The 16,845-nt window shown below is 61.6% G+C and carries 17 protein-coding genes and 1 pseudogene; 8 read left to right on the top strand and 10 right to left on the bottom strand.

Annotated features, from left to right (window positions below; genetic code table 11):
* Positions 1–388, top strand: a pseudogene (locus tag U5A52_RS37825) (EmrA/EmrK family multidrug efflux transporter periplasmic adaptor subunit); the annotation flags it as partial.
* On the opposite strand, the gene U5A52_RS37820 reads toward U5A52_RS37825, so the two are convergent.
* Entirely contained in the window at positions 361–1,782 is a 1,422-nt protein-coding gene (locus U5A52_RS37820; protein WP_321939198.1) for a PLP-dependent aminotransferase family protein, read from the bottom strand. The pseudogene U5A52_RS37825 and the gene U5A52_RS37820 overlap by 28 nt on opposite strands.
* A 407-nt stretch (positions 1,783–2,189) precedes the next feature.
* Here U5A52_RS37820 and U5A52_RS37815 point away from each other — a divergent pair, with 407 nt between their 5' ends.
* Complete coding sequence (locus U5A52_RS37815) at positions 2,190–2,393, top strand: DUF2970 domain-containing protein (RefSeq protein ID WP_110382942.1); 204 nt, start codon at positions 2,190–2,192, stop codon at positions 2,391–2,393.
* A gap of 92 nt (positions 2,394–2,485) precedes the next feature.
* Here U5A52_RS37815 and U5A52_RS37810 read toward each other — a convergent pair whose 3' ends face one another.
* Positions 2,486–5,158 carry an excinuclease ABC subunit UvrA gene (locus U5A52_RS37810; protein ID WP_321939192.1) on the bottom strand — a complete coding sequence of 891 codons (2,673 nt, stop codon included), beginning with the start codon at positions 5,156–5,158 and terminating at the stop codon, positions 2,486–2,488.
* Positions 5,159–5,454: 296 nt separating this feature from the next.
* Between U5A52_RS37810 and U5A52_RS37805 the strand changes: the two genes are divergently transcribed.
* Positions 5,455–5,775, top strand: coding sequence for a DUF4148 domain-containing protein (locus U5A52_RS37805; RefSeq protein WP_321939190.1), 321 nt, complete (start codon positions 5,455–5,457; stop codon positions 5,773–5,775).
* Between the two features lie 159 nt (positions 5,776–5,934).
* Here the strand turns inward: U5A52_RS37805 and U5A52_RS37800 are convergent, their stop codons facing one another.
* Together U5A52_RS37800 and U5A52_RS37795 are read right to left on the bottom strand one after the other, a co-directional pair.
* The gene (locus U5A52_RS37800; RefSeq protein ID WP_321939188.1) at positions 5,935–6,720 is read right to left on the bottom strand and encodes an anti-sigma factor; all 786 of its coding nucleotides are present in this window, start codon (positions 6,718–6,720) and stop codon (positions 5,935–5,937) included.
* Positions 6,720–7,256 (bottom strand): sigma-70 family RNA polymerase sigma factor, encoded by a 537-nt coding sequence (locus U5A52_RS37795; protein ID WP_321939187.1) that lies wholly within the window; start codon positions 7,254–7,256, stop codon positions 6,720–6,722. Before U5A52_RS37795 ends, U5A52_RS37800 begins: the two co-directional genes overlap by 1 nt.
* Positions 7,257–7,764: 508 nt before the next feature.
* Here U5A52_RS37795 and U5A52_RS37790 point away from each other — a divergent pair.
* Entirely contained in the window at positions 7,765–8,145 is a 381-nt protein-coding gene (locus U5A52_RS37790; protein WP_321939185.1) for a DUF4148 domain-containing protein, read from the top strand.
* A gap of 297 nt (positions 8,146–8,442) precedes the next feature.
* A complete protein-coding gene (locus tag U5A52_RS37785) occupies positions 8,443–9,468 on the top strand; it encodes an AraC family transcriptional regulator (protein WP_321939184.1) in 1,026 nt (341 codons plus the stop codon).
* A 17-nt stretch (positions 9,469–9,485) separates the two neighbouring features.
* Here the strand turns inward: U5A52_RS37785 and U5A52_RS37780 are convergent, their stop codons facing one another.
* The 5 genes from U5A52_RS37780 to U5A52_RS37765 all read right to left on the bottom strand — a co-directional run bounded on the left by U5A52_RS37780 (position 9,486) and on the right by U5A52_RS37765 (position 13,098).
* Positions 9,486–10,412, bottom strand: a complete 927-nt coding sequence (locus U5A52_RS37780; RefSeq protein ID WP_321939182.1) for a 3-hydroxyacyl-CoA dehydrogenase — start codon at positions 10,410–10,412, stop codon at positions 9,486–9,488.
* Positions 10,387–10,632 (bottom strand): hypothetical protein, encoded by a 246-nt coding sequence (locus U5A52_RS43395; RefSeq protein ID WP_415774117.1) that lies wholly within the window; start codon positions 10,630–10,632, stop codon positions 10,387–10,389. Before U5A52_RS43395 ends, U5A52_RS37780 begins: the two co-directional genes overlap by 26 nt.
* 9 nt (positions 10,633–10,641) lie before the next feature.
* Entirely contained in the window at positions 10,642–10,794 is a 153-nt protein-coding gene (locus tag U5A52_RS37775) for a hypothetical protein (protein ID WP_321939180.1), read from the bottom strand.
* Positions 10,795–10,824: 30 nt separating this feature from the next.
* A complete protein-coding gene (locus U5A52_RS37770) occupies positions 10,825–11,331 on the bottom strand; it encodes a 2,4'-dihydroxyacetophenone dioxygenase family protein (protein ID WP_321939178.1) in 507 nt (168 codons plus the stop codon).
* 705 nt (positions 11,332–12,036) lie between these two features.
* Positions 12,037–13,098, bottom strand: coding sequence for a porin (locus tag U5A52_RS37765; RefSeq protein WP_415774116.1), 1,062 nt, complete (start codon positions 13,096–13,098; stop codon positions 12,037–12,039).
* 371 nt (positions 13,099–13,469) lie between these two features.
* Here U5A52_RS37765 and U5A52_RS37760 point away from each other — a divergent pair, with 371 nt between their 5' ends.
* From U5A52_RS37760 to U5A52_RS37750, 3 genes are all read left to right on the top strand, one after another.
* A complete protein-coding gene (locus U5A52_RS37760) occupies positions 13,470–13,634 on the top strand; it encodes a hypothetical protein (protein WP_321914996.1) in 165 nt (54 codons plus the stop codon).
* A 106-nt stretch (positions 13,635–13,740) separates the two neighbouring features.
* Positions 13,741–14,193 (top strand): MarR family winged helix-turn-helix transcriptional regulator, encoded by a 453-nt coding sequence (locus tag U5A52_RS37755; RefSeq protein WP_321939176.1) that lies wholly within the window; start codon positions 13,741–13,743, stop codon positions 14,191–14,193.
* A gap of 14 nt (positions 14,194–14,207) precedes the next feature.
* Entirely contained in the window at positions 14,208–15,431 is a 1,224-nt protein-coding gene (locus U5A52_RS37750) for an MFS transporter (protein ID WP_321939175.1), read from the top strand.
* 12 nt (positions 15,432–15,443) lie between these two features.
* Here the strand turns inward: U5A52_RS37750 and U5A52_RS37745 are convergent, their stop codons facing one another.
* Positions 15,444–16,799: an MFS transporter gene (locus tag U5A52_RS37745; protein ID WP_321939174.1), complete on the bottom strand. Its 1,356-nt coding sequence runs from the start codon at positions 16,797–16,799 to the stop codon at positions 15,444–15,446.
* Positions 16,800–16,845: the final 46 nt, after the last annotated feature.

Here is a 16,845-nt window from a genome sequence, read left to right as displayed (position 1 = left end):
GGGGTTCTCGGCGGGGACGGGCAGTGCATTCGCGACGCTGCCGGCGCAGAACGCTACGGGCAACTGGATCAAGATCGTCCAGCGCCTGCCGGTGCGCATCGCACTCGATCCGCACGAACTCGCGGCGCGGCCGTTGCGCATTGGCCTCTCGATGACGGTGGATACCGATACGCGCGACGATGCCGGCTCGCAGCTCGGCGCGGCGCACAATACGCGCTATCGCACCGATGTGTTTGCACAGTACGATGCGCAAGCCAACGGCGAGATCGAAAAGATCATCAAGCAGAACGAAATGGCTGCATCTTCCTCTACGCCCGAGACCGCTTCACAACCCTCGCCGCAACGTGTGGCGTCGCGCGATCACAATCGAGCGCACACATCGGGATGAACGAGCAGTTCGCCGAGCGTGCGAATCGCTTCGTCGATGCGCTGCGACCACGGATGACCATAATTGAGCCGGATGCAGTTTTCGAATGCATGCGACGCGGAAAAGAGCGGGCCAGGCGCGACGCTGATGCCGCGTTCGATAGCGAGACGATGGAGCGCCATGGCGTCGATGCGCTCGCGGAAGGTCAGCCACAGAAAATAGCCGCCCTCGGGTCGCGTGTACTGCGTGCCTTCAGGCAGCCAACGGCGGATCGCCTCGATCATCGCGTCGCGCTGGGTTTGCATGGCAAGCCGGATCTTCTTCAGATGACGCTCGTAGCCGCCGTGCTCGAGATAATCTGCAATGCCGGCCTGTGCCGGAATACTCGCTGAGATCGTCGTCATGAGCTTGAGGCGCTGCACGCGCTCGGCGAAGCGCCCGGCGCTCGCCCAGCCCACGCGATAGCCGGGCGCGAGGTTCTTCGAAAACGAGCTGCAATGCATGACGAGGCCGCGCCGGTCGAACGCGATGGCCGGCGGCGGATAGTTCGGCGCGTAGTGCAGTTCGCCGTACACATCGTCTTCGATGAGCGGGACTTCGTGTTTCGCGAGCAGCTCGACTAGCGCTTCTTTCTTCGCCGCCGACAACGTGACGCCCGTGGGGTTCTGGAAATTCGTCATGAACCAGCAGGCGCGGATGGGGTGCTTCTCCAGCGCTTGCGCGAGCGCGTCGAGGTCGAGCCCCGTGGTCGTATCGACGGGAATTTCGACCGCGCGCAGGCCAAGACGCTCGATCGCCTGCAGCGCGGCGTAAAAGCCCGGCGACTCGACCGCGACGATATCGCCGGGCTGCGTGACGGCCATCAGGCAAAGATTGAGCGCTTCCAGCGCGCCGTTCGTGATGATGATGTCCTCGGCCGGCTGCGAGATGCCAACCCGCATATAGCGCAACGCGATTTGCCGCCGCAGGTTCTCGTTGCCCGGCGGCAGATCGACCACCGTGCTCCACGGGCTCACGCTGCGCGCGGCCTGGCCAAGCGATTTCGCCAGCCGCGACAGCGGAAAGAGCAGTGGGGAAGGGAACGCGGAGCCAAGCGGCACGATGCCGGGGCGCTTGGCCGCGTCGAGCACCGAAAACACGAGTTCGCTGATATCGACGGTGGCGGTTTCGCCTGTCGTTGCGCGCGAGTCCGCGTGGCTGGCCTTCGAAGGCGGCGCGACGTAATAGCCCGAACGCTCTTCGGCGCGCACGAGGCCCCACTGTTCGAGCACGTAGTAAGCGCGCGCTGCCGTGGACTGGCTCACGCCGTGCTGCGCGATGATCTGCCGCAGCGAAGGCATGCGAGAGCCCGGCTTCAGGTTGCCCGAGCGAATCTCGGCGGCCATGCTCTGCGCGAGGCGTTCATAGCGTGTCATGCGTTCAGGCTGTTCCAGTGCGGTCATGGGTCGATTCGTACGTTTCTTGTGGCGAGCAGGAAGGGGATTCCAATCTGCTGCGCTCAATTATGCGTCGGCTGCTTCTATACGGCCTTCCCCGGAGCGCGGATCATTGCGGCCAGCGCGCATCGCAGTCCGGGTCTGTTCTCCCGGGATGCGCCGGGATTACTGCGCGAGTGCCTGGATCATCACCTAAACCCGCAGAGCTTGCGGCTCTTTTTGCCTGTAGCGTGGCAAGCCTTTCGCCCCGGTGCGCGAGTGCCGGGGCGTTTTCTTTATCCGGCGGGACGATTCTGCATCGCTCAGATTGTTCGCAACTGCTCCTTTTTTCGCCGCCCGTGAAGTCCGAACATAGACCCATCGAATCGAACCCGATGGAGGGCGTGATGGAACTCGTACGCATGGTGCGCATGGTCCTGTGGAGCTTCTTTGGCGTGCGCAAGAGCGCGTCGCACGAAGCCGATCTGGCCAATATCAACTTCAGCTGGCTCCCGTTCGTGGCCGTTGGGCTGGCCGCGTTGATCGGCGCTTGCATTTTGGGCGTCGTGCTGCTGGTCGCGCATTCGACAGGAACCGCGCAGGGGTTCTAACGGTTTGCGATTGTTCAAACAGGCTTGCGATTAAAGGTATTTGAAAGGGTTGTTCGGAGGGAGCGGCGTTTGCGATATGGCGAGCTTATTGGTTAGCGATGCCGGTGCGGTGCGGTCGGTGTGGCACGCGCCAGCTCCTGCGCAATAAAATGTGCGCTTCGGCTGCCGGACGCTCGCGCCACCTGTTGCGGCGTGCCGGTCGCCACCACGCGGCCACCCGCAACGCCCGCGCCCGGTCCCACATCGATCACCCAATCGGCTTGTGTCACGGCACGCATGTCATGTTCGATCATGACGACCGTATTGCCCGCGTCGACCAGACGCTGCAACTGAACCAGCAATCTATCGGCGTCCGCCGCATGCAGCCCCGTAGTCGGCTCGTCGAGCACGTACAGGTTGCGGCCGCGCTGGCTGCGCTGCAGCTCCGTGGCCAGCTTGATGCGCTGCGCTTCGCCCCCGGAGAGCTCGGTGGCCGGCTGTCCCAGGCGCAGGTATCCCAGCCCGATCTCTCGCAGCAATTGCAGCGGGCGCGCTACCACGTCCTCGTGGGCGAAAAAGTCGCGGGCTTCGTCCACGCTCATCTGGAGCACCTCGGCGATGTTGCGCTCGTTCCAGCGGACCTTCAGTGTGGCTTCGTTGTAGCGTGCGCCGTGGCAAGTCGGGCAGGGCGCATACACGCTCGGCATGAACAGCAGCTCCACGCTCACGAAGCCTTCTCCCTCGCAGGTTTCGCAGCGCCCCTTGGGCACGTTGAACGAAAACCGGCCCGCGTCGAAGCGGCGGCGGCGTGCGTCCGGCGTAGCGGCAAATAGCTTGCGCACGTGATCGAACAGGCCGGTATAAGTGGCCAGGTTCGAGCGTGGCGTTCGGCCGATGGGTTTCTGGTCCACCTGCACCACGCGCTGCACGGCATCCACATCACCGGCCAGGTGGCCGCCAGTGGTTTCGATGACTGTTGGACCCTCGCTCGTGGCTTCGGCCGAATCGTCCTCGGGTTCGTGGCCCAGACGCAGGAGCACCAGTTCGGGCAGTGCTTGTGCGAAGAGGCTGGATTTGCCGGAGCCCGAGATACCCGTGACCGCAGTCAACACACCTAACGGAATGCGTGCGTCCACGCCGTGCAGATTGTGGCGTTGAATCCCATGCAGCTCGAGCCATCCACTGGGGGCGCGTTTGCGGCTGGGTAGCGCGGGAATCTCGTCGAACAGGTAGCGTGCGGTGCGGGACTCAGCGATCGCGCGCAGGCCTTCGGGCGCGCCGCTGTAGAGCACGCGGCCGCCACGCTCCCCGGCATCCGGTCCCACGTCTACCAGCCATTGCGCGCGGCGCATCAGATCGAGGTCGTGCTCGACCACGAACACCGAATTGCCCGCATCACGCAGCTTGTCGAGTGCGTCATAGAGGGCATGGCTGTCCGAAGGGTGCAAGCCCGCCGAGGGCTCGTCGAGTACGTACACGACGCCGAATAGCATCGAGCTCAATTGCGTGGCCAGCCGAAGCCGCTGAAGCTCACCCGCTGAAAGCGTTGGCGTAGCGCGATCCAGCGTCAGATAACCGAGGCCCAGCCCGCGCAACTGATGCAATCGCGCAACCATGCCTTCGGCGAGGCGCTGGGCAGCCATGCGCTTCTCCTCCGACAATGCGGAAGTGCGGCGCACGTCCGGAGTGATCGCATGCGTGGCGCGGCCCGCTGTTGCGCGTTCGGCGCGATCGCGCTGGGTCGCTTCCTTGTCGGTGCCTGCTCCGGCGCAATGAGCGTGGAAATCGCCATGGGCTATGGGTTCGAGCAGGCTGGCCAACCGGTCCAGCGGCATTTGCGTGAGTTCGCCAATGTCCACACCAGCAAAGGTCACCGACAGTGCCTCGGGTTTGAGCCGCTTGCCGTGGCAAGCGGGGCATAACATCCCTTCCATGAAGCGCGACACGCGCTTTCTCATCAGCGCGCTTTGCGTGTTGGCGAAGGTATGCAGCACATAACGCCGCGCGCCGGTGAAGGTCCCCATGTAGCTTGGCTCCTGCTTGCGCTTGAGCGCTGCGCGGGTTTGCGCGGGTGTGAGGCCCGCATACACCGGCACCGTGGGTGTTTCCTCGGTGAACAGGATCCAGTCGCGGTCTTTCCTCGGCAGGTCCTTCCAGGGCCGGTCGACGTCATAGCCCAGGGTCACCAGAATGTCGCGCAGGTTCTGCCCATGCCAGGCGGGCGGCCAGGAAGCGATGGCCCGCTCGCGGATGCTCAACGATGGGTCCGGCACCATGGTGGCTTCGGTCACCTCATACACACGGCCCAGGCCATGACAGGTTGGGCACGCGCCCTGCGGTGTGTTAGGCGAGAAGTCCTCGGCATACAGCATCGGCTGGTTCGCCGGGTAGGCGCCGGCGCGCGAATACATCATTCGCACGAGACTGGACAGGGTGGTCACGCTGCCTACGGACGAGCGTGCATTGCTGGCGCCGCGTTGCTGTTGCAACGCCACCGCGGGCGGCAGGCCGTCAATGGCATCTACGTCAGGTACGCCCACCTGGTCGATCAGGCGCCGCGCATACGGTGCGACCGACTCGAAGTAGCGCCGCTGCGCCTCGGCATAGAGGGTGCCGAAGGCAAGTGAGGACTTGCCTGAGCCGGAGACGCCCGAGAACACGACGAGCGCGTCGCGCGGAATGGAGACGTCCACATCCTTGAGGTTATGCTCGCGAGCACCGCGCACTTCCACGAAGCCGCTGACCGAAGCATGAGGGGACAACTCACTGGAGGGCTTTTTGGACACTTCGCACTCACCGTTTGATGGGCTGCGCGCCCGTTCAAGATAGACGATTGCACTGTACGTGCCAACGCGAAACTTCCGATATTCACTATCTGTCTATGCCCCGCGCTTCGGCCAAACAGGCCTTCAGCATATCGACAATCGTGTGCACGCGCATCGGGGCCGGGTGCCGCACTCGGGCCGGCACTCGCGCTCATGGAATAAGAAGGGTTGTACGACGGTCTAGTCATGTAGAGCGTTGTCCCGCCAGAACTCGCAGACGGCGGGGCTTCAACGCTCATTGACCAAGGAGTGTCGACATGAAATCAAGCCGGTCGGATCGCCGTGAGATCCTGAAATTGTTGCGCCCGCCGCTCGTGAGCGCAGCGCTACTGGTACTGTCGTCCGGTACGTTTGCGCAAGCCGCATTGAACCCAGACGTGCATCAGATTACGCGCGCGGAAGTGAGGCATGAACTGAATGAGCTGGCGTCGGTCGGCTATCACCAACCTGTGGGTAACAATCCGTATTACCCGGGCGACATCCAGGCTGCGGAGCAACGCGTCGAGGCAAAACGGCAAGCGCAGGTGACCGCGTCAATGGCCGGTCACAAGGCGGTCGAGGCTGAAAGCAGGCCTTGATTGCGAGAGATGGGGTGTTGTACAGGGGCTGCTGGCGGATTCAATCAGGCGTTCAATCAGTTGTTCAAGCCGCCAGTCAGTTCCCTCAGTGAGCAGCGCGACGCTTATGCCGTCTTTTTCGCACCGCTTCATCGATGCTCACGGTCTCGGGGGTTCCGTTCACGAACCAGCTTGCGCCCTCAGGCTTTTGACGAATCCGTACAGTTCGTTCTTTCCGGCGTCCGTAATGGCCCAATAGTTCATCCGTCCATCGGTCCAGTGAGCGATATGGTAGCCCTGCTGCTCATGAACCTTCGCACTGTCTCCCGCGTCGTGGCCGGGCCACACGTAGAGATTGATTGCATGAAGCTTGTAGCGGTAGACCATGACCGCCACAGTGCGGCCGTCGAGATAATCGAGACGCCCGCCAACAAGAGGATAGCCATCCTGCGCCAGATTCAGTACGGGTGGCGCAAAATCGATCTTCCCTTCGAACCATGGCTTGACCGTATGTCGATCCGTGGAAATGACATCGATAAGGTGATTCAGTTGTAGCGAGCGCACATGGTTGTCGACAAACTCCTGACTAAGCCGGACGTCGGAGGAGGGGGCAGCCAGATAAAGCATCCCGCTTCCCATGAATGCCGCTGCGCTGATGATCATTACACCAGTTGCGGCCCGGCCAGACCTCCCGCCTTCTTTCCACGAAGGCAGCCAATCCACAAGACGCTGGAAAAGGGACTCGCGCGGATGCAGTTCCTTCTTGATGCGCGCTCGCAGTTCGGCCGGCGCGGTGAACTGGAGCTTGGACGTTTTCAATAACGTACTTACCCGCCGCTGCGAAGCCAGCACACAGTGACACACGGCGCAGCCGGAAAGATGATGCTCGAACTCTACCGTTTCACCAAGGGTGAGCTCGCTGTCGATGTAACCCGGTAGCAGTTCGAACGCTTTCCCGTGATCCATCATGCCTCCTGGCCCATTCCTGCAAGGACCGCGGCAAGCTGTTGACGCCCCCGTCCAAGACGGGACATGACCGTGCCCATTGGAATGCCGACAATGCCCGCAATCTCCTTGTAGGTCATTTCCTCGATCTCCCGCAGCACGATGATCTCCCGATGTTCGAGGCTCAGCATGCTCAGCGCCTTGATGACCTGCTTGCGGTCCTGATCGCGCATGACCCGAACCTCTGGACTTTCGATACCTTCGTCGTCTGGCTCCGATTCATACGCGGCCTCCTCGAATACCTGCGATTCGAAGGCCCGGCTCTTGTTGTGCTGATACCACGTGTAGAACGAATTGCGGACGATGGTCAGCAGCCAGGCGCGCGCATCCGTACCCTGAAAGCTGCCAATGAACCGGAATGCCTTGATGTACGCTTCCTGAACGACATCCTGTGCATCCTGGTCGTTGTGGGTCAGCCACCTTGCGACGCTGTACGCGGAATTCATGTGAGGTATTACCAGGGTTTCAAAGCGCCTGAGAGGAGTCAGATCGTTCATTCCGGACCCGAATTGTCGCTGTGACGCATCCGCGCCCGTCGAGAGGTTTAACCGTCGGCGCACAACTTTTATTCCGCACCTGAGCAAAGCTGGCGTCCAACAGCAATACCGGAGAGCGGGCTGGTTTATTCCAACGACGTACCGCGTTTGGGCGAACGAAGGCGACGCACTCGCCAATAAATTTTTCTCTCGCACCTGTGTCAGCTGTGGGAATAAGCGGTACCTGTTCCCGGTATACCTTGGCGTGGGCAAGCCCGATGACGACTGCAGCGTTTCAGTCCTCTCATCTGAAAGTGAGCGGAGAATCGGACGCCACAGTGTCTGACGTTCTGGGCCATTGGATTGGTCACTTCATCTTATTTAAATCGGAGTCCAAATTGAATAAGCGAACCATGAATGTTTTCCTGATAATTTTTTCTGAATCTGGCGTTGCAATCGACGCGCAGGCTAACGGTCGACCTGCGTCGGACCTGCCAGTTTCTGCACGCTTTGGGAAGGAGTTCTGATCATGAAAAAGCTCGCCCTGCTGGCTTTGGCGCTTTGCGCGCTCGTCAGCTCCAACGTGACTTTTGCGCAGTCCGCGTCCGTGCCGCTCACCCGAGCGCAGGTGCGCGCCGATCTCATCAGGCTCGAACAGGCCGGATACAATCCGTCGGCTGGCGACGACGCGAACTATCCGGACGACATCCAGGCGGCGCAGGCGAAGGCTGCCGCCCAGGACGCTGAACGGCAAGCCGCCGAGCCCCAGCAGCAGAACAGCAACAGCGGCATGGGTGCCGCCATGACAGGCACGAGCGACGCGGGCCACATCAAAAAAGAAAAGACGCCGTCCGATCCGTCGACCTGCGTCGGACCGGTTAGCTTTTGCACTATCTTCTTCGGCTCTTGAGCCAACCGTCACGGTGCATCGCGAGTTTCAAGGTGATCCGGCGCTGCAACGACCCATCGCGCCAGACAATTGATACGCGACACCGCTTGCCCGGATGAACGTTTCCACAAGCACTGCGCCAGCGCCCCGTTAATGCCGGGGCGCTGGCGTTTTGTGACCACGGCTGCGGGCTACTGCCAGGCATGTTCCGCGCGTGGTGCATTTGAGGGAAAATACCAAAATCAAGGCCGGTCTTCGCGACCCGCATATGAACCTCTTCCCACAGTGCCCCGTCGCAAGTGACTACCTGTACATAGAATGCAAGGCTACCTACCAAGTGTCGTGTTGACGGGCGCTGCCGCTCTACTCGAAGCGCTCGGCGTCCGACCCGAGTTGGTGGTGACTCGAGCGGATTTGCCGGAGCTTGCGCTGCGTTCCACTGACGTGCCAATTCGAGGCGCACAGGTACTGCACTTCCTTTCGCTCGCTGCTGAAATCACACAATGCCGGGACTTCGGACTGAGGCTCTCCGAGTACCAGGGCCTGGCGGTCCTGGGGCCCATACTTGTCATGATGCAGGGCATGCGTACCGTTGGCGAGGCCATGGAAACGCTTGCCGAGTTTTATGTGCTCCATACGTCAATGTCATCGGTAAGGGCAGTTCGCGATGAACAAGGAATGGTATTGACTTACGACATTGAGAATGCGGCTGGGTCTGGAGAGGTGCAGGCAATCGAATTGGGGCTTGCCAACGGTGTGCGGTATTTGCGGACGATTTGTGGCACAGACTGGAAGCCAGAAGTCGTGCAGTTTCGTCATGCTGCGCCGGCGGACTGCTCGATGCACTTGCGTACGTTTGGACCATCCCTGAGATTCGACCAGGATAGAAACGCGATTGTTTTGGACCATGACACGATGATGCGCCCGATTACGCAGTTTCGGCGTAACGCACATCGCGTGCTCGAAGCACATTTGCGGCGAGAAAGGGCACAAATCGAGGCGCTCTGGGTTGTGCGCACGCAAGCGGTGATTCGGGCACTTTTGCCGTTCACGGACAGTTCGCTGAATGCGATTGCACGAGCGCTTGCAATATCCCCGCGGACTCTGCAACGCCGCCTCTCGGAAGCCGGAACGAGCTTCGATGAAATTCGGGACGAAGTTCGTGAAGACCTCGCGGTCAAGTATGTGCAGCAATCCAGTCTGCCACTTGCGGAGATATCCGAAATGCTGGGTTATTCCCAGCAGAGTGCCTTTAGCCGTGCATTCAAGCGACTGCGGGGCATGACGCCCCGACAGCTGCTCGCAACGTGCCGCGGGACCGACCGCGAACGCGCCGACGAATAGCGATCCTGGCTGGCAGTTCAAGCTGAGACGAACGCGGGATCCAGGAAGTCAGGATCAGGATACCGATAGAACCCGCGCCCCGTTGACTCACCAAGATTGCCCGTCTCGATGAAATGCGTCTTCACGTATTCCGCAATGCGACGATGAGTGGAATCGCCGGTGCGTTCAGCGAGTGCGCGGGTGACGTTGTACACGGTCGTCATGCCGATTCCGTCGAGAATGCCGAAGGGGCCGATGCAGTCTCCTTTCGCAACCATCCACGCTTTGTCGATCGTCTGTATGTCGGCGACATCGTTGACGAGCAGGCCGAGTGCCGCCAATAGCATCGGAATAAGCATGGTATTCAGCAGGTAACCCGGTTGCTCCTTGCGCAGCGGCAACGGCACCATGCCAATACGGCGGGAAAACTGCACCACGCGCCCAAATACGGCAGGGTCGGTGCCCGCGTGGCCCATGATCTCCGCGATGTTGTGCTTCCAGACGTCGTGGGCGAAATGCAGCGTCAGCAGGCGCTCGGGGCGGTCCGTGACGCTGACAAGCTGGCTCGGCACGAGCGTCGACGAGTTAGTCGCGAAGATGGTGGCGGCCGGCGCGCAGGCAGACAGCGCGCGGTAGAACGACTGTTTGGTCGCGAGATCTTCGGGGATGGCTTCGATGACAAGATCTGCGTGCGCCGCGGCAGAACCAAGATTGATATTGCCCACGATGCGAGCCCGCGCGGCTTCGATTTGTGCGCGTGTGGCGCCGAGCTCCACAGCGTAAATGTGTCCGAGCTGATCAAATCTCGTGTTCGCGCGTTCGAGGCAGCCAGTGTCAACATCGTAGGTAACAACATCGACGCCGGAGAAAGCGCATTGAAAGGCGATCTGCGCGCCGAGTATGCCAGTGCCGGCCACCATGACGCGAGCAATCGGCTGGCTATCGTTCCGGGAGTGAGAAGACATGAATGACAGGTGATGGATGTAACGTATAGAGAGGAGAGCGGCCCCAGTCGTGCGCGATCAGATGGAACGGTGTCGCCCCGATTTGATCAGTGAACGCAAGTGCGTCCGACTCGAGATGAGCCGCGGTGTAGAGCGCAATAGTCGTGGACCTGGCGTTTTCAGCGCGGCCGCGCGGGTCCACTGCGACGGCCCGGTATCCCGCAGCGCCGAGAGCGGCCAGTATGTCGCGCTAGCAGTCGGCAAATTCCGGCCAGTCATGGAGCAGCAGGACGCACTCTCCGCTGCGCGGCCCCGCAGCCAGCGCGGTATCGGCGTGCGGTCCAATGGTCAGCGTCAGGGCTTCAATGGATTCGGCCGGCGCGGAGGGTGCGAGGTGAGCCATCGGCGTAACCTCCGTGAGAAGGCGTGCTGCTCAGCGGCTGCCCTGACAGCCGATCAGGTCAACTTCAGGCAACCCATGGCTCCTGCAATAGGCCTGGTAGCGGTTCAAAGCGGTCCGCCACGTCTCGACGTGCGTGACATTGCCCTGTTCATCCAGGAAGTGGAGTTCTCCGGTCGAGACGACGAGCGCCGTGCCGTTGTCGTCGTCGGAGAGGTTCGTGAACGAGTGCGACGACTCCGAGGGCTCGAACACAAAGTCACCGGCTTCTGCGATCCAGTCGTGCTGGTCATATTTCCAGCGGCCGCTGAGCGTGTAGACCATCACCGTGCCGGTATGCCGGTGGATATGCGCGCCTTCGCCTTTGGCCGCCTTCATAAGCAAGACCACTTCGCCCGTGACAGGGTTGATCCGGAAATACTTGAGGTGAATCTTGTCGTTGATCGGAGCAAAGGGGAGCCACGGCGTGGATTGTCCGCCGATATGCACCGTGTCAATTGCGGAAACATCATTGAGGGCTTGTGCGACTTCTGCGTTCATGGAAAGTGTCTCCAGTGGGGATGAGGAACAGGATTGGCATCGAGACAAGCCGATGTGCAATCTCTGGTGTCTATTCCATCGCAGTTTCGCCGCCGGAACTTGACCGGCGCCGCCCAAATTTGTACTTTACGCGCCAGTTTTTCCGCTGGCTGGAAGACCGGCAAAGAGGACGCCAGCCAAAGATCGTGTCGGCTGGCCTTCAAGGCATGCATGTGAAGAATCCGCTCGAAAAGGATTCCTGTTTATAACGTGGGCGTGATTCGATGAATCGACTGCTGCTGCACAAGTGATGGTCGTTTTCCTGTACGGATGGGGAATAACCGACGCCTGCCCGCGGTATGACAGGAAAGGCACCTAAACAGGAGATCAAAATGGACATCATCGACATGGCCCGCGCGTCGGGATTGACCGTCATCCTCGATGGCAGGATTGGCCGCGAGGAATACCAGAGCGTATGCGGTTCGGTATCGGCTTTACAGCGATTCGCGGAATCACTGCATCGATGCACGGCGCGTCAGCATGAGAGTGCCGCGCACCGGTCATCGGCGGCCAGCGTGTTTGGCCGGTTACGTCGGCGCATCAGCAGACTGGCGATAATAGCGGGCGCCACGGCGAAGCCTGCCCGACGCATGGCGCGCGTAGGGCATGGCAGGCTCAAGTTGGGAAGCCTCGGGGTAAGGCCGCAGCAGCGTGAGAAATCGAATATTAAAACAGGTGTCGAATGCCAACATCGGCGCCGAACTGTGACCCTGTTACGCCAAAGAGCGCCCCGTTGATTGCTAATCCTGTATTCATGCGCCCGTGATTGTTAGCGTAAGCGACCTGCGTATAAAGAGTTGTGCGCCTGGAGAGAGAGTAGTCAACGCCGAGCGAGCCGAGGATTGAATGATTGCTTGAGTCATTGCCGTCGCGGGTATACCAGGCACCCCCGTCGATGGAGAGGGAGGGCGTGAGCGTATACGCAAGGCCGCCGGCGATCACTCGGTTGTCGAAGGAGCCAGCGACTTTGTAGAGCGTGTAGGAGGCTTTGATAGACAGGCGGTCGAAGTAATAAGTTGCTCCGATGTTCCGGCCGACGAAAGCGACGGTACTTGGGTTCGGTATGGTGGCTGCGGTCCCGCCTGAGTTGCCGTTATACATCGCGGCGCTGAGCAGCAAGCCGCTAGCATGCCAGGAAAGCCCGAAGGAATACTGCTGACCTGCCTTGAAGTCGCCAGGAGAGCCACCAAAGGCGTACATGGCACGGCCCTGGACGCCCGCAATCTCGGGTGACGCGTACATGATTGAATTGGCGTTGAAGAGGCCAGTAACGACGACGTTGTCAACGTAGTTGACGAGTCCGCTGCCAAAATATTTGAAGTCCCGTGGATCGGTCGCAAAGATCGAAAGCAGGAACGGAGAGTATTGAAGACCGGCGGTGACTGTGCCGAAGCCGCCGACCAGGCCAACCCACGCCTGGCGGCCGAAGAACTCGCCGTTAGAGTCACCCAGTCCACCGTTGGCAATATCGATGCCGCTTTCGAGGTTGAAAATGGCTGCGAGCCCGCCACCAAGATTTTCAGTCCCTTTTACGCCAAAGCGCGTCGCGCTTTCGCCGCCGCTCTGAAGGGAAAACTGATGACCTTCACTGGCACCCGTGGCGAGATTGAAGGTCTTGTTCGTGTAGAGAATCTGGGCGTCGGCAATGCCGTACAGCGTGACGCTACTTTGGGCATGTGCAACAGATACAGCGGCGAGTGCGCAGGTGCTGATGGCGGCGCTTCGAATGGCACGCCAGGTTGGATTGCACTTCGTCATGCGGGTGTCTCCTTGAATGGCTATGCGGTCTCCTCCCTGTATTTACGCGCATTACACACATCGAAACTTGACCTACGCCGCCTGAATTTGTACATTTCCCGCCAATTCAAACTCAGCGCGGTGTCGCAATGACAACAACATGTGCGTTGCCGTGCCTGGCGAGCAACTCCCTGCACGAATGCCTTTGTGTGATTGAATTACTAAGGATAACGACATGAACCGCGTCCAGAAATGTGCCCCCGCGATCTGCAAAATTTGAAAACGGTTGCGCGCCCAGCAGCGTTAGCGGTGCGCGTGAGCGTGTTCAGATACTCGACAATGCGGGGCGCGGCTTCGGTTGCATGGCCGGAAAAACGATCGCCAGAAAAGACCTCTATGTATCCGGCAATTCCCCGCATGTCACCGTCGAGCGGAAGCGCGAACTCGGCGAAATGAATGAATTCAATTGCCCGTGGCCGAACGCAACCGACGACACAGGTCGCGTCAACGTTTCTCAGGTGACATAAAGCAATACCCCGCCAGGCATCCCCCAAACCAACCTCGCTGCAGCCTGGACTCGGAGATATGAAGGTTATCTTTGCAGTTTACCTTCATATCTCCTAGAATGCGGGGATGACCGATCGCGCCAAAACTCCCCCTCCCGACCTCGCCGCGTCGCTTGCCGGCGACCTGCGCGCCCTCGTCGGGCAACTGCGCCGCCGTTTTCGCGAGCAGGCGATCCTCGGCGAATTCACGCCGTCGCAGATGGCCGTGCTGCTGCGGCTCGAACGCGAAGGGCCGGCCACGGTGTCGAGCCTCGCGCGCGCGGAGGGTATGCGCCCGCAGTCGATGGGCACACTCATCGCGCCGCTCGAGGCGGCGGGGCATATCAGCGGCGCACCGGACCCCAACGACGGGCGCCAAACGCTCTGGTCGCTCACCCACGCCTTTCGCGAGTGGCTCAAAGAAGGGCGGGCCGCGCGCCAGGACTGGCTCTCGCGCAGGATCGACACGCGCCTTTCCGGCACCGAGCAACAGCAGCTAGCCGCCGCAGTCGACCTGCTCAAGCGGCTCGTGGCCGACTAAGGCGAGGGGCTCACATGGGCGCTCCTGCTTCGGGGTTCTTTCGCTCGCTCAAGAGTTACAACTATCGCGTGTGGTCGGCGGGTGCGCTCGTCTCGAACGTCGGCACGTGGATGCAGCGCACGGCGCAAGACTGGCTCGTGCTCACCGGCCTCACACATCACAGCGCGGCGGCGGTGGGCATCGTGATGGGCTTGCAGTTCGGCCCGCAAATGCTGTTCATGCCGTGGTCGGGCTTCGCCGCCGACCACTTCGACCAGCGCAAGCTGCTGATGCTCACGCAGGCGTTGCTAGGCGCTTTGGCCATTGCACTAGGCGTGCTCACGGTCACGGGGCTCGTGCAGCTCTGGCAGGTTTATGTGTTCGCGTTCCTGTTCGGCTGCACAACGGCATTCGATTCGCCGGTGCGGCAAACCTTCGTCTCGGAACTGGTCGGTGACGCCGATCTCTCCAACGCCGTTGCGCTCAATTCCACCTCGTTCAACGCCGCGCGCATGATCGGGCCGGCGGTGGCGGGGCTCGTCATCGCATCGGTGGGCGTGGGCTGGGCCTTCCTGCTCAACGGCCTTTCGTTCGTCGCCGTGCTGATCTCGCTGACGCGCTTGCGCGTGGACGAACTGCGTTCAGCGAAGCGCAAGCAGCCCGCGAAGGGCGGGATTGCCGCGGGATTCCGTTACGTGTGGGCGCGCCCCGACCTGCGGGCGATCCTCGTCATGCTGTTTCTGATCGGCACCTTCGGGCTGAATTTTCCGATCTTCATCTCGACGATGGCCGTGAACGTCTTCCACGCCGACGCGGGACGCTACGGACTCCTTTCTTCCCTGATGGCGGTGGGCACCATGAGCGGCGCGTTCTTCGGCGCGGGCCGCAGCCAGCCGCGTTTCGTCTCGCTGTTGTTCGCGGCGGCGGCGTTCGGGGTGGGCTGTGTGCTGGCATCTGTTGCGCCCGGGTACTGGTGGTTCGGCGGCGCGCTCGTCATGATCGGCATCGCGGCGCTCACGTTCACGACCGAAACCAACAGCCTCATGCAGCTTTCCACGGAACCTGGCATGCGCGGCCGCGTGCTGGCGATCCGCCTGGCCGTGGCGCTCGGTGGCACGCCCATCGGCGCGCCGATCGTGGGATGGATCGCCGACCACTGGGGGCCGCGCTGGGCCTTGCTGGTGGGCGCGGCTTCCGGCTTCGCGGCCGCTATTGTCGCGGCCCGCGCGCTGGCGCGGCGGGCCCACGAGCAGCCATAACGCGCCGCCGCTTCAGGCGGCCTTCAATTCCACGCGCTTGATGTCCTTCACGATCACGAGATAGCTAATCACCGTGACGAGCGCGTTCACGCCGACAAAGGCGAGCGCGCCGTTGAACGAACCGGTTTCGGCCAGCACATAGCCGATCACGATCGGCGTGACGATGCCGGCCACATTGCCGAACATGTTGAAGATCGAGCCCGAGAGGCCGATGGCTTCGCGCGGTGCGGTATCGGCGATCACGGCCCAGCCGAGTGCACCCAGCCCCTTGCCGAAGAATGCGAGCGACATGAGCGCGACCACGATCCAGTCGCTGTTCACGTAGTTGCAGCCGACGATACAGCACGAGAGCATCATGCCGCCGACGATCGGCGCCTTGCGCGCCACAGTGAGCGAGCGGCCCGAGCGAATCAAAGCGTCCGACGCCACACCGCCCAGCACGCCGCCGAGGAACCCGCAGATGGCGGGCAGCGAAGCAACGAGCCCCGCCTTCAGGATGGTCATGTGGCGCGCCTGCACGAGGTAGATCGGGAACCACGTGAGGAAAAAGTACGTGAGCACGTTGATGCAGTACTGCGCGAGGTAGATGCCGAGCAGCATGCGATTGCCGAGCAGCTGGCGGATGACCGCCCAGTTCGCGCCCTTGCGTGCCTTGCGTTCCGCGCGCGCCGTGCGTTGATGCCCGTTCACGATGCCGCCGCCCGCCTCGATGTATTCGAGTTCCTGCTGGTTCACGCCCGGATGATCGGCCGGGTTCTTCATGAACCTGATCCACGCAAAGGCGAGCACGAGGCCGCCCACGCCCATCACGATATACACGTGATGCCAGCCATACGCGTGCGTGAGCCACGCCATGAGCGGCGTGAACACCACGGCCGCGAAATACTGCGCCGAATTGAAGATGGCCGAGGCCGTGCCGCGCTCCTTCGCCGGGAACCAGCTCGCCACCACTTTCGCATTGGCGGGGAAGGCGGGCGCTTCGGCCGCGCCCATCGCGAAGCGCAGGGCGAAGAGGCCTGCGATCGCGGCGCCCGCGCTGCCGAGCAGGCCAATCGAGCTTTGCAGCAGCGTGAAGAGCGACCACAGGAAGATGCTGCCCGCGTACACGCGGCGCGCGCCGAAGCGGTCGAGCACCCAGCCCGCGGGCACCTGCGCGAGCACATACGCCCAGCTGAACGCCGAGAAGATGTAGCCCATGTGGATGGCGTCGAGACCGAACTCGGCGCGCATGGCCGAACCCGTGACCGAGAGCGTGGCGCGGTCAGCGTAGTTGAGCGTGGTGATGATGAAGATCAGCGAGAGGATCAGGTAGCGCACCCTGGTGCGCCTGGCGACATCGGACTGCGTGGCGGTGCGGCTCAACGACATGTGGATCGACCTCTATCGTGCGCGGGACCCGGGCCGCGCAACGTGA

The organism is Paraburkholderia sp. J8-2 (genome assembly GCF_905220195.1).
Taxonomy (GTDB): domain Bacteria; phylum Pseudomonadota; class Gammaproteobacteria; order Burkholderiales; family Burkholderiaceae; genus Paraburkholderia.
Note: the sequence above shows the minus strand (reverse complement) of the source record. Positions and strands in the feature narration are given on the sequence as shown.

Coding starts and splice junctions, on each gene's coding strand:
- U5A52_RS37820 (WP_321939198.1), bottom strand. CDS start 1,782: ATGACACGCTATGAACGCCTCGCGCAGAGCATGGCCGCCGAGATTCGC.
- U5A52_RS37815 (WP_110382942.1), top strand. CDS start 2,190: ATGGAACTCGTACGCATGGTGCGCATGGTCCTGTGGAGCTTCTTTGGC.
- U5A52_RS37805 (WP_321939190.1), top strand. CDS start 5,455: ATGAAATCAAGCCGGTCGGATCGCCGTGAGATCCTGAAATTGTTGCGC.
- U5A52_RS37800 (WP_321939188.1), bottom strand. CDS start 6,720: ATGGATCACGGGAAAGCGTTCGAACTGCTACCGGGTTACATCGACAGC.
- U5A52_RS37795 (WP_321939187.1), bottom strand. CDS start 7,256: ATGAACGATCTGACTCCTCTCAGGCGCTTTGAAACCCTGGTAATACCT.
- U5A52_RS37790 (WP_321939185.1), top strand. CDS start 7,765: ATGAAAAAGCTCGCCCTGCTGGCTTTGGCGCTTTGCGCGCTCGTCAGC.
- U5A52_RS37785 (WP_321939184.1), top strand. CDS start 8,443: ATGCAAGGCTACCTACCAAGTGTCGTGTTGACGGGCGCTGCCGCTCTA.
- U5A52_RS37780 (WP_321939182.1), bottom strand. CDS start 10,412: ATGTCTTCTCACTCCCGGAACGATAGCCAGCCGATTGCTCGCGTCATG.
- U5A52_RS37775 (WP_321939180.1), bottom strand. CDS start 10,794: ATGGCTCACCTCGCACCCTCCGCGCCGGCCGAATCCATTGAAGCCCTG.
- U5A52_RS37770 (WP_321939178.1), bottom strand. CDS start 11,331: ATGAACGCAGAAGTCGCACAAGCCCTCAATGATGTTTCCGCAATTGAC.
- U5A52_RS37760 (WP_321914996.1), top strand. CDS start 13,470: ATGGCCGGAAAAACGATCGCCAGAAAAGACCTCTATGTATCCGGCAAT.
- U5A52_RS37755 (WP_321939176.1), top strand. CDS start 13,741: ATGACCGATCGCGCCAAAACTCCCCCTCCCGACCTCGCCGCGTCGCTT.
- U5A52_RS37750 (WP_321939175.1), top strand. CDS start 14,208: ATGGGCGCTCCTGCTTCGGGGTTCTTTCGCTCGCTCAAGAGTTACAAC.
- U5A52_RS37745 (WP_321939174.1), bottom strand. CDS start 16,799: ATGTCGTTGAGCCGCACCGCCACGCAGTCCGATGTCGCCAGGCGCACC.